8 protein-coding genes are annotated in these 11,328 nt (G+C 50.5%); 2 read left to right on the top strand and 6 right to left on the bottom strand.

Going from position 1 to position 11,328, the window contains the following annotated elements; all coding sequences use genetic code 11:
• Positions 1 to 13: 13 nt before the first annotated feature.
• Positions 14 to 1,756, top strand: coding sequence for a DNA polymerase/3'-5' exonuclease PolX (gene polX / locus ACZ483_RS02375; protein ID WP_464324573.1), 1,743 nt, complete (start codon positions 14 to 16; stop codon positions 1,754 to 1,756).
• Here the strand turns inward: polX and ACZ483_RS02370 are convergent.
• Together ACZ483_RS02370 and ACZ483_RS02365 are read right to left on the bottom strand one after the other, a co-directional pair.
• Positions 1,753 to 3,078, bottom strand: a complete 1,326-nt coding sequence (locus ACZ483_RS02370; RefSeq protein WP_464324572.1) for a nickel-dependent hydrogenase large subunit — start codon at positions 3,076 to 3,078, stop codon at positions 1,753 to 1,755. The genes polX and ACZ483_RS02370 overlap by 4 nt on opposite strands.
• Positions 3,044 to 3,946 (bottom strand): NADH-quinone oxidoreductase subunit B family protein, encoded by a 903-nt coding sequence (locus ACZ483_RS02365; protein ID WP_464324571.1) that lies wholly within the window; start codon positions 3,944 to 3,946, stop codon positions 3,044 to 3,046. Before ACZ483_RS02365 ends, ACZ483_RS02370 begins: the two co-directional genes overlap by 35 nt.
• A 15-nt stretch (positions 3,947 to 3,961) precedes the next feature.
• On the opposite strand from ACZ483_RS02365, the gene trmB reads away from it, so the two are divergent.
• A complete protein-coding gene (trmB, locus tag ACZ483_RS02360) occupies positions 3,962 to 4,858 on the top strand; it encodes a tRNA (guanosine(46)-N7)-methyltransferase TrmB (RefSeq protein WP_464324570.1) in 897 nt (298 codons plus the stop codon).
• On the opposite strand, the gene ACZ483_RS02355 is transcribed toward trmB, so the two are convergent.
• The 4 genes from ACZ483_RS02355 to rgy form a co-directional block, all read right to left on the bottom strand.
• The gene (locus ACZ483_RS02355; protein ID WP_464324569.1) at positions 4,848 to 5,384 is read right to left on the bottom strand and encodes a hypothetical protein; all 537 of its coding nucleotides are present in this window, start codon (positions 5,382 to 5,384) and stop codon (positions 4,848 to 4,850) included. The genes trmB and ACZ483_RS02355 overlap by 11 nt on opposite strands.
• A gap of 93 nt (positions 5,385 to 5,477) precedes the next feature.
• Positions 5,478 to 7,364, bottom strand: a complete 1,887-nt coding sequence (dxs, locus tag ACZ483_RS02350; protein ID WP_464324568.1) for a 1-deoxy-D-xylulose-5-phosphate synthase — start codon at positions 7,362 to 7,364, stop codon at positions 5,478 to 5,480.
• Positions 7,365 to 7,384: 20 nt separating this feature from the next.
• Complete coding sequence (locus tag ACZ483_RS02345; protein ID WP_464324567.1) at positions 7,385 to 7,789, bottom strand: DUF2231 domain-containing protein; 405 nt, start codon at positions 7,787 to 7,789, stop codon at positions 7,385 to 7,387.
• A gap of 5 nt (positions 7,790 to 7,794) precedes the next feature.
• Entirely contained in the window at positions 7,795 to 11,235 is a 3,441-nt protein-coding gene (gene rgy / locus ACZ483_RS02340; RefSeq protein WP_464324566.1) for a reverse gyrase, read from the bottom strand.
• Positions 11,236 to 11,328: the final 93 nt, after the last annotated feature.

Here is an 11,328-nt window from a genome sequence, read left to right as displayed (position 1 = left end):
TATATTTAAGTAGATGCACAAAAAGAACAAGGAACTGGCACGGATCTTCGAGAAGATTGCTGATATCCTTGAGTTTCTCGGGGACAACCCCTACAGGATAGGATCTTACAGGAGGGCAGCTAACCTCATATCCGAACTTCCTGAGGATATAGAGGAACTCTACCGAACCGGCAAGCTCGCGAGACTGCCCGGAATAGGCTCTTCAACCATGCTCAAGATAGAGGAGTTTCTGAGAACGGGAACGGTAAAGAAGTACGAGGATCTCAGGAAGAGGGTTCCCGAAGATCTCCTTGAACTGATGGACGTTCCGGGAGTGGGTCCGAGGACTCTCAGGGTCGCTTACGACAAGCTCGGTGTTAGGACGAAGGAGGACTTCATAAAGGTTCTCAGGGACGGGTCCCTTGCTAAACTCCCTGGCTTCGGGCCTAAGAAGGTGGAGAACATCCTCAAAGGCATAGAGCTTTGGAAGAGCGCTCAGGAGAGGATCTCCCTGATAGAGGCATACCCCATGGCGGAGGACGTCATCGAGTATCTGAAGAGGGAGAAGAGCATAAGGGAGATATCGGTGGCGGGTAGTGTAAGGAGGATGAAGGAGACTATCGGGGATATAGACATACTTGTTGCGGCAGAGAGAAATAATTGGAGAAAGATCCACGATCACTTTGTTAAGTATCCTGACGTGGAAAAGGTGCTCGCTAAGGGTGAGACCAAGTCGAGCATAGTTCTTAAGAACGGTAGGCAGGTAGACTTGAGAACAGTGGAGCCCATAAGCTGGGGTGCTGCCCTTCAGTATTTTACGGGGTCGAAGGAACACAACATAAGGGTGAGGGACATAGCGAAGGAGAAAGGTCTTAAAGTGAACGAGTACGGCGTGTTCAGAGCTGACACGGACGAGAGGCTCGGAGGAGAGACGGAAGAAGAAGTCTATAGTCTAGTGGGTATGCAGTGGATTCCTCCCGAGCTAAGGGAGAACTGGGGTGAGATAGAGCTCGCCTTGGAGAATAGGTTGCCTAAGCTCGTGGAGCTTAAAGATATAAAGGGAGACTTCCACATGCACACCAACTGGAGCGACGGTATCAGTCCTATAGAGGAGGTGGTCGAGAGTGCCTACAGGCTCGGATATCAGTACATAGTCATCGGAGATCACTCCCAGAGCGCAAGGGTAGCCAACGGACTCACACCGGAGAGGTACAGGGAGCAGTGGAGGATAATAGAGAAGCTCAACGAGATATACAACCCGAAGGGACTTTACATACTGAAGGGGTGCGAGGTGGACATACTCCCCAACGGATCCCTCGACCTTCCCGATGACCTCTTAGAGGGGTTTGACTTCGTCGTCGCCTCGATTCACTCGAGGTTCAATCAGGACAACACCTACCGGATACTCAAAGCGATGGAGAATCCCTACGTTAACCTGATCGGACATCCAACTGGAAGGGCTTACGGTCAGAGGGAGGGCTACCCTCTGGATATGGATAAGGTTATAGAGCAGGCGAAGGAGACCGGAACCGCTCTCGAGATAAACACCTTCAGGATAGACCTATCTCCGGACAACATAAGGAGGTGTGTGGAGGAGGGGGTAATGATGGCTATAGTGACCGACGCTCACTCGGCAGCACATCTGTCATACATAAAGATAGGTGTAGGTATAGCGAGGAGGGGATGGGCTACACCGGAGTTTATACTGAACACGAGGGATCTGAATGGTGTGAGGGAGTTCGTAAGAGCGAAGAGGAAAAAGATGGCAAGAACCTAATGGCTTGTGCAGACGGAGCAGACGTCAAAGCTTCTGAGAACTACATGAGCCTTAAGTTCCGAGTCCAATCCAACTATAGCCTTCTCGGCAACTCCGAGGTTTTTGTGATCCCGGGGTCCGAGGTTCCATACGGTCGGGGTTATTATGTCGTACTTTCTTATCCTTCCTCTCTCCACCTCGATCCTGTGTATCAAGGTTCCCCTCGCCGCCTCCACTATACCAATACCTTCCCCACTCAGATCAGAGATTTCCTCGGAAGGTTTTATCCAGGATGGCTCTCCGAGATCTATCTCCTTCAGGATCTCTTTCATACCGAGTAGCAGGCGGTAAGCTTCCTCCATCCTCGCTATAACCCTGACCATAGCCGAATCTTTGTAGCTCCTGTATAGCTCCCTTATTACCCCATTTCCCGATACCAGCTGTCTTCCTAAGGGACCAGTTTCGTAGGGAAGTCCGTTATACCTGACCGCTTTAGCCCATGTATAGCCCTTTCCGGAAAAAAAGGAGAAGTCTTCCAGCTCCCTAACCTTTGACGGATTGAATCTGCATATCCTCCTCGAGTAAGTTCCCCCCGTGAAACAGGGTTCTACCCTTCCGCCGGCGACGAACCTGCCGTAACTCCTTCCCTCCCTGTCCAAGCCCAGGGATAAAGATAGTTCTACGAACCTTCCGATATCCCCTCCGACGTTCTTGATGTAAGCCTTAGGATCAGTCCTTCCCGGAAAAGAGAAGACCTCCTTCTCGAAGAACTCGATCAACCTATCCACCAAGCTTAAAGAGGTGTTTATCTCGTACCCTGTGGGATCGGAGGTAACCCCTCCAGGTATGGCGTAGGAGGTGTGGGGCCACTGACCTCCGAAGAGGGCTATTATCTTTACCGCAAGGTTGCTCATCGAGAGGGCTTCCCGCCATCTTTTACCCCTCAACGGCTCGTAGAGCTCCTTCAGCGAAGGTTCGACTACGAGGAAGTCCGGCATAAGGTAAAGATAGAACCACTTTATATGGTTCTGGACGATCTCTGAAAACAGGGTTAGAGTTCTGAGCTTCTCCGCTTTGTCGCTCAACTTAATCTCAATTCCAGATCGTCTATAAATGTCCTCTATAGCTCTCACGGCTGCCATCAGATGGGCGTGACCGCATATCCCGCAGACCCTGGGAGCTATTACAAGTGCGTCCATTACTGGCTTTCCCTCAAGTACCCGCTCGAACCCTCTGTAATGAGGAGCTACAACGTAGGCATCCGCTATAACTCCATCCTTCCAGTGGAGTCTGAGCTCCACCTCACCTTCAACCCTGTTCAGAACCTTTCTCGTTATCCTCATCGATCAATTTTCCCTTCAATCTCTCGGGAGCGAAGGTCTTGGCTATACCGGATAGGAGTATGTAACCTCTATTCGAAACACCTATGGGGAGTTCCTCCGGCACACCCATGGCGTGCTTGGTCTCGAAGAGGTTTTCCCTCGGAAAGTCGTACTCGGTACACCCAAAACAGGGAACCCCGGCTCTCGTTTTGGAACTTACCCAGTTCCAGAGTATCCTGTTGCAGGAGGAGTGGGTCATGGGTCCCCTGCATCCCAAGTAGTAAAAGAGGCAACCTTCCTTCCTACCGAACTCTTCGGCTTCCACCTTCCACTCGAAGTATTCGTTTCTTATACATCCATGATGGGTCAGGTAAGAGTAGAGCTCCTTAGGTCTGCCGAAATCGTCGAGAGGCATATCCCTGCCGTTCTTTATGGACAGGAGAACGTAAGCTATCCAGGAAGGATGGGTAGGACACCCCGATAGATTTATTACAGGATAGCCAGATCTGCTCCTGAAGCTCTCCCCGAGGAGGCCTCCCCTATTCTTAAATCTGTATTGAAGACCGGTTATTTTCGAATCATAAAGGGCTGGGATGTTCCCGAAAACGGCACAGTTACCTACAGCCACCACAAACTCGGCTCTCGAAGCGAGCTCTCTAACCGTTCCCGACATATCCGGTCCTACGGCACCTTCGAAGATAAAGACGTCGAGTTTTTCACCCTCTAAAACCCTCCTCACCACCTCCTCCCTGCCCGCCTCCCGGCTGAGGACAGGATGAAAAAGGACGTTGAAGCCCTTGAGTATTTCCTCCACCGGAGGATCCTCCGCGCATAGAAAGGACTGGGTGTTTCCGCTGCAGGCGAGACCTTGGAGCCACAGGAGGTTCATGATACCTTAAATATTATGTCCTGCCTCGTAAATTACAAAACCGCTGAGAAGCCCCTTCCCTTCGATGATCTTCTCGTTGAGGTAGGTTTTGGGAGGGGAGACTTCATAGTTAGACTGGCGAAGGAAAACCCGGACAGAACGATCTTCGGAATAGAGATCTCCGGAATATCGGTTGAGAAGCTGGTCAGGAGAGTCAAGAGAGAGAATCTGAAGAACGTTTACTGCACCAGGATAGACGCCTACTGGGGCTTTTACCTACTCTTCAGAGACGGTTCCGTCGAGCGGGTCTACATGAACTATCCTGATCCCTGGTTCAAAAAGAGGCACGTGAAGAGAAGGCTCACACGAAGGGAGAACCTATACGTGTTTGCAAAGAAGCTTAAGGAAGGAGGGGAGATCGTTATAAGAACCGACCACTATCCCTTCGTTGAGTACACATTGGAGGAGGCGGAGTATCTTCAGTCCTTCAGCTCGGGGCTGAGGAGCTTGAAGGTGGACGAGCCCTTGACCAAGTATGAGAGGAAGTGGCTCTCGATGGGAAAGGAGTTATACGAGCTGACTCTCAAAAAGGTAAGGGATCCTAAACCGCTAAGGATACCGGAGATAAAGGAGGTGAAGGAGTTGTTTCCTGTAAAGATAAAGGATAAGCCAGATTTGGAGAAGTTGAGAAACCTTGAGGTCAGGCTCGCTGAGGAGGTTTATCTTAAGCTCTTTGATGCTTACGAGGGCGATAAGGGTATCCTCCTGGAAGTTCTTCTCTCCGAGGAGGGCTTCGTCCAAAAGTTCTACCTTATTTTCCGCGAGAAGGGAGGTGGATGGATCTTGGATGTGTCACCCTTCAGTCAGGTTCTCAGGACAGAGAACTTACAGAAGGTTATAGAGTTCGTGGCTAAGGAGTGTGTCAAACGATAATCTCGCTTATCCCCTCGCACTTCATCATCTTGGAGAAGACTGTGCTAATTATGTAATCTGCGAGTTTAATTATTTCTGTTTGAAGCTTATGGGCTACGAAGAGCCCATCCTTCGGAACCTTCTTCAATACGTAATCCTCAAGATTCTCACCGTTTATGTCTATAGTTTCCTTCTTGGATATCCACCCCTTCTTATATCTGAATTGAGCGTTGTAGTTCACTCTATGGGCGCCTCCGAGGGGTATATTCCATAGTATGACGGGGTAAACGGTAAGGTTTAGCTGTATACCGAGAATATTTATATATCTGTATACCTTGACCCAATTTACCATACACCTGTCTTTTTCACATTCTTCTATCAAATGGTAGTGTTGATCGAAGGCAAAGTGGTGTTCGAGGATACACATAAACCTCTTCTCGTTCCTGCCGAGCCACCTCTTCAATCTCTCTACATCTTCGTTTTGAATTGGTTTAAGGTTGGACATGAACTGACTTATTTTGAAAGAGAATTCCTCTATCTGCTCCATAGAACCGCCCCTATTTAATTATCTTTCAGCTGTTTAAAAAATACAACCCCTTCCCCTTTATACCTTTATAACATTTAAATATATCAATATATTCTAATAACCGAGAGTCTTTCTCGTAAGGATTTCCCGTACCGTCTTCTCTATACCTTCAGCGTCTATACCCACCATGTTCCTTAGTAAGTTCTGGTTTCCGTGCTCTACGAACCTGTCGGGGACACCGAGATTCACCACACTCTTCGTTACTCCCTTCCTTGAGAGGAATTCCAACACACCGGAGCCGAAGCCACCCGTAACCACGTTGTCCTCAACGGTAACTATAACCTCGTATTTGGAGGAAATTCTAAGAAGCATATCCTCGTCCATAGGCTTCACGAACCTCGCGTTCACCACACCTATTCTTATCCCGTCCTTGTAGAGCCTTTCCGCAGCCTTGAGTGCCTGATATACAGGGTATCCAACGGCGAGAACGACCACCTCCTCACCCTCTAAGAGTTCCTCCCAGCTACCTATCTTGATCTCCTCGAAGCCCTCCGTTGGAACTCCGTAGGCGGCACCCCGCGGGTATCTGAGGGCGAAGGGTCTTCCACTCCTTATGGCAGTGTAAAGGAGGTTCCTGAGCTCCTGCTCGTCCTTTGGAGCGGAAACAATCATGTTGGGAACGCATCTTAGGTAGGAAAGATCGAAAACTCCGTGATGGGTAGGTCCGTCGTCTCCTACGAGACCACCTCTGTCTATCGCAAAGGTGACAGGAAGGTTCTGGAGGGCTATATCGTGGATCACCTGATCGTAGGCTCTTTGGAGAAAGGTAGAGTAATAGGCGGCGACCGGCTTAAGACCTTCACAGGCGAGTCCTGCGGCGAAGGTGGCGGCGTGTTGCTCCGCTATACCAACGTCGAAGAAGCGTTCGGGGAATCTCTTGGAGAACTCCAAGAGACCCGAGCCCTCTCTCATGGCAGGCGTGATCACCACTATGCTTTCGTCCTCCTCGGCGAGCTCCACTATAGCCTTTCCAAAGACGGAGGTCCAAGTCGGAGGCGAGGGCTTCTTTATTATCTCTCCGGACTCTACCTTATAGGGGGCTACCCCGTGCCACTTTACGGGATCCTCTTCAGCAGGTCTGTAACCCTTCCCTTTCTTCGTGACGATGTGGAGAAGTACGGGACCCTCTATCTCCTTCACGTTTTCGAGGGTCTTCTCCAAAGCGGGTAAATTGTGCCCGTCTATAACGCCTATGTAGTTGAACCCGAGTTCCTCGAATATCACCCCGGGCGAGATGAGACCCTTTAGGAACTCCTCGGTAAGCTTCATGAATCTGAGGGGCCTCTCTCCGAGGTGTTTGAGCAGTCTTTTTATCTTCTGCCTCGATTCCTGAACGAAGTGCCCGCTAATTATCCTGTTGAGGTAGGTGGAGATCGCTCCCACATTGGGAGATATGGACATCTCGTTGTCGTTGAGTATTACAATGAACCTGTTCGGTCTCAGATGTCCGGCGTTATTGAGGGCTTCAAAAGCCATGCCTGCGGTCATCGCCCCGTCGCCTATCACCGTAACCACAAAGCTGTCGTCTCCTTTCAGATCCTTCGCTATCCTGAAGCCAAGGGCTGCCGAGATGGAGGTCGAGCTGTGCCCCGCTCCGAAGGCATCGTAGGGACTTTCCTCCCTTCTGAGGAAGCCCGCTATCCCACCGTACTGTCTCAGTGTTGGAAACTCCTCCTTCCTGTCGGTCAGTATCTTCCAGGGGTAGCCCTGATGCCCTATGTCCCAGACTACCGTATCCTTAGGGGGGTCGAATACCCTCAGGAGGGCGATGGTCAGTTCCACGACGCCGAGACCGGGACCGACGTGTCCTCCGTTCTTGGAGGTTACCTGAATTATGTAATCCCTGACCTCGGAGGCGAGCTTCTCGAGATCTTCGTAGGATAGATCCTTAAGATCCTGCGGACCGTCGTAGTCCTTGAGTATCTCGTACTTCTCGAGCATAAGCTAAATTTTATTTCCCCTCAGAAGAAAATCAATCTGAGGAGCCATCCGAATATGAGAACTGCCACCGAGAGACCGAGTCCTATTACGGAGAAGGCTATCCCTATCTTTCTGCTAAGCTCCCTCTGCTTTATCCAGAGGAAGAGGAAGGTAACTAAGGTGTAGACGGCTACCGATATGCCGAGCCACTTGTGAGGGAAGAGGAATATGAAGGGAGCCTTCTGCTGAACGTACTGGGTTCCCGCCACAGTAAGACCCGTCAGAACCGCTAAGATCGAAAATATGGAGGATATGGCGTGGTTCGTAAGGGCATAGTAAAAAACAAAGCTTGATCTGTTCAGGACGGTGAAGTATAGCAGATAGGCAAGATAGGATGATATCAGAGCTCCTACGGTGAAGTATATGACAAGGGGATGATAGTTCATATTTACTACCTCCTCACGCTCGCCTCAAACTCTATTATATCCTCGTATAGGATCTTTAGAATATCCTTATAATCCTCCTTACCCTCCTCCACGCTGTCCATCAGGCTCTCGAGCCTACGCGTGAACTCCTCCGAGAGGAAGGGCATGATCTTCTCCTGTCTCTGGAGGAACTCGTAAACCTCCTTCCCAAGCTTGGTGGGTATCAGGTAGCCGTTCCTCTCTATCACGTAACCTCTCTCTAAAAGCTTTTCTACTGTTGAGGCGTAGGTGGAGGGTCTCCCTATGCCCCTTCTCTTCATCTCCTGAACGAGGCTGCCCTGGGTGAAGAGGTAGGCGGAGGGGACCTCTCTGAGCTCCTTCCTCTTCGCAACATCTACGGATCCCTCTAAATCGGGATGGAACTCTATGGGATAAAGGAGTGTGAAGCCCTCCTCGACCACCTCAGTCCTGAGTTCGAGCTCTGAGTGTATCTCAAGAACCTTTACTTTAACTCTCTTCACCTTCACTTTGGCGGGCTTCATCTGGGAAGCTATGAAGCGTCTGAAGATAAGGTCGTATAGGGAGACATGATCCCTGCCTATATCCTGAACCTGCCCGGAGAGGGCTATTGAACGCAACTCTTCTGAGTCAACGGGTTTTGTAGGCCTTATACACTCGTGGGCTCCCTCGCTTCCCCACCTCCTTCCCTGAAATAGATCCCTCGAAAACTCCTCACCTATAAACTCCCTTGCAAGGGAGATGCCCGCATCGGAAACCCTCGTGGAGTCCGTTCTGTGATACGTTATAAAACCTTTCTCAAAGAGATCCTGGGCGAGATCCATCGTCTTCTTGACACCGAACCTGAACCTGTCGGAAGCTTCCTTTAGGAGCGTGTCGGTCGTGAAGGGAGGTAAGGGATTGATCTCCTCCTCCCTTTCCTCTAAAGTTTCAACCTCTATACTATCGAGCCTATCGTAAAACTCCTTAGCTTCCTTCTTCGAGGGAAACTCAAACTCTAACCTGAGCCACCTTCCGTTCTCCTTAAAGGTTATGTAAACGACCTGCCTCTTTTTCCTGTACTCCTTCTCCCTCTCTATTATCCATCCCAGAACGGGTATCTGAACCCTGCCCCCGGAGAGCCAAGACTTCTGAAAGGTGGACTGGAGTATCCTTGAGACCTCAAAGCCGATCCACCTGTCGGAAACCCTCCTCACCACCTGAGCCTTAACAAGGTTCTCGCTGATATCCCTCGGATTCTCCAGAGCGCTGTTTATAGCCCTCTTTGTGACCTCGTGGAACTCTATCCTGCTTATGTCCCTGACGAAGGGTTTGAGGATCGCCTCGACGTCCCATCCTATCTTTTCCCCCTCCGTGTCGGGATCGGTGGCTATGTAAGCCCTGTCTACCTCCTGAGCTATCTCCCTAAGACCCTTAATCGTGGAAATCTTGCTCTCGAGAGGTTCGTAAACAGGAACGAAGTCCCCGTTATTTATGAAAACACCGTGGAAACCTCCTTCCTTAGCGAGGTCGAGAATGTGTCCCAGGGTGGAGGTAATCATGAGGTATAAATCTCCCGCCGTTATTTCCAAAACCTCGAACTCCCCGAACCTCCTTGTGACAGGTTTCCCGAAGAAGTTGGCTATCGTCCTCGCCTTGTTGGGGGATTCCACCACTATGAGGACTGGTCTTATATGTTCCTTCCTCTTTATCCTTGCCCTGCCCTCCATTATCTCCCTTACCCTCTTCCTGTCCTCATCTATCTCCCTAAGGAGATCCTTCAGATCGAGTCTATCCGCCCTGTGGAACTTAACGTCCTCGTCGAACCATCTCACCTTTCTGAGAAGGTTGTTGAAGGCTCTCCTGTCATCGACGAGGATGTAACTGAGTCCTTTCGTTATCCCCCCCGCGTACATCCTCGAGGTTCTTCCCGAAGCCTGAAGGTATCCCGTGACGTCCGCCACGACTATGGTGTACCCCTGCTCTGACTTCCTCAGTGTTATCTCCTCCGATCTCTCAATAAGATCCCTAACCTTCTCAGAGGTCAGGAACTCCCCTATCCTCTCCCTGAGTTCTCCTACCCTTCTCTTAAGATCGGGCGTCCTCTCTATGAACTCCTCGCTTACGAAGGAATACCTGCGAAGGGTCTGGATCCAACCGTCCACCTCCCTTATCTTCTCTCTTAGCTCCTTAGCCACCGCAGGTCTGAGAGAGAGAAGCGCCCAGAGAAGGTGGGATACGCTCGTCTCCACGTTTAAGGAGACGGTTATCTTCGGGACTCCGTAGAAGAGAGCGTACCTGACCACGTGGGGAAGATCCAAGCCCCTCACGAGGGGGTTCCTGTAGGAGGAGATACCGACGAGAACGTCCACCTCTCCCTTCTCGAACTCCGAGAAGTCCTTTATCTCCTCGTAGGACTTTGCCCTTATGCCTCCCTTCCTCAAGGTTTCGACTACCCTGTCCACCTCCTCCTTACCGAGGTCGGAGGAGACGAATACGAGACCGCCCTTTCCGAGCTCCCTCACCCTTTCAAAAAGGAGCTTAGAAGGATCTCCCTCCTCGTAAACGTCCGTTACGTTTCTGAGATAGACCGTCGGTCTGCCCACCTCGAAGCCTAAGAGTTCTCTGAAGAGCTTTATCCTGCTCGATCTCGGATTTCCCGTAGCCGACGAGACGACTATAACCCCCCTTGCCTTCGACTGAAGGGAAGATACCTCCTGTGAAAGCTTTCTTATGTCTTCCCAGTCCTCCTTACTCTTGTTCCTCTTCTCCTTCAGTTTTATGAGCTCGTAAGCCCTTTCCACATCCTCTTCCGAGAAGCCGAGGAGGTAGAGGACCTTGTCTATGTTCTTAGCAGTCTTCAGGAAGGAGTCCACGTCGTCAACGAAGATAAAGTCGATCTCACGGGGAACTATCTCGTAGTTCTTGTAGAGAAACATAGAGGTGGTAACGAGAACCTTAAAGTCTCCATCCCTCAATCTCTCTTTTACCCTCTTCCTCCCCTTCTCCGTTGTCTCTCCCGCGACGAGGAGGTCCTCTTCTGGAACGCCGACCTCGAGCAACCTCTCCCTCACCTGGTTAAGGAGAAGCTTTGTGGGAAGGATTATATAGCTCCTCTTCCCCTCTCGAGCCAAAAAGGATGCGGTTATTATCCCGAAGGTTGTCTTACCTACCCCCGTGGGGGCGAGGAGGGCGAAGCTCCTTCCCAAGAATACCTTCTTTGCCCAGGATCTCTGAAGGCTCCAGGGATCGCTCCCTATCTTCTCTTTGAAGAGCCTCTCCCACTGCTTTACCTCTTCTTCGACGTCGCAGATCTTCCTTAAGTTCCCTTCCTCTATAACGGAGCAGAGCCTCTTCCTATCGACCTCTTCCGGCAGGCAGACCTCGCAGGGGAGACCGCTGTATAGCCTCTCGGAACTTATCTCTCCCCCGCAGTTAGGGCACAGACCTTCAAACAGTGCAGGGATCATAGCCTATTAATTTTAGCGGTAATTCCTTCGAGCTTTTCAAGAAAGGGGATAATTGATTTATCATTATATTCTTATAGAGTTCCGGAGGTGCAG

This window comes from Hydrogenivirga okinawensis (genome assembly GCF_055385515.1).
The sequence above is the reverse complement of the archived record's forward strand: the minus strand, read 5'-3'. Positions and strand labels throughout refer to the sequence as shown.

Excerpts from the sequence above, each read along its gene's own strand:
- polX (WP_464324573.1), top strand. The coding sequence starts at position 14 with ATGCACAAAAAGAACAAGGAACTGGCACGGATCTTCGAGAAGATTGCT.
- ACZ483_RS02370 (WP_464324572.1), bottom strand. The coding sequence starts at position 3,078 with ATGAGGATAACGAGAAAGGTTCTGAACAGGGTTGAAGGTGAGGTGGAG.
- ACZ483_RS02365 (WP_464324571.1), bottom strand. The coding sequence starts at position 3,946 with ATGAACCTCCTGTGGCTCCAAGGTCTCGCCTGCAGCGGAAACACCCAG.
- trmB (WP_464324570.1), top strand. The coding sequence starts at position 3,962 with ATGTCCTGCCTCGTAAATTACAAAACCGCTGAGAAGCCCCTTCCCTTC.
- ACZ483_RS02355 (WP_464324569.1), bottom strand. The coding sequence starts at position 5,384 with ATGGAGCAGATAGAGGAATTCTCTTTCAAAATAAGTCAGTTCATGTCC.
- dxs (WP_464324568.1), bottom strand. The coding sequence starts at position 7,364 with ATGCTCGAGAAGTACGAGATACTCAAGGACTACGACGGTCCGCAGGAT.
- ACZ483_RS02345 (WP_464324567.1), bottom strand. The coding sequence starts at position 7,789 with ATGAACTATCATCCCCTTGTCATATACTTCACCGTAGGAGCTCTGATA.
- rgy (WP_464324566.1), bottom strand. The coding sequence starts at position 11,235 with ATGATCCCTGCACTGTTTGAAGGTCTGTGCCCTAACTGCGGGGGAGAG.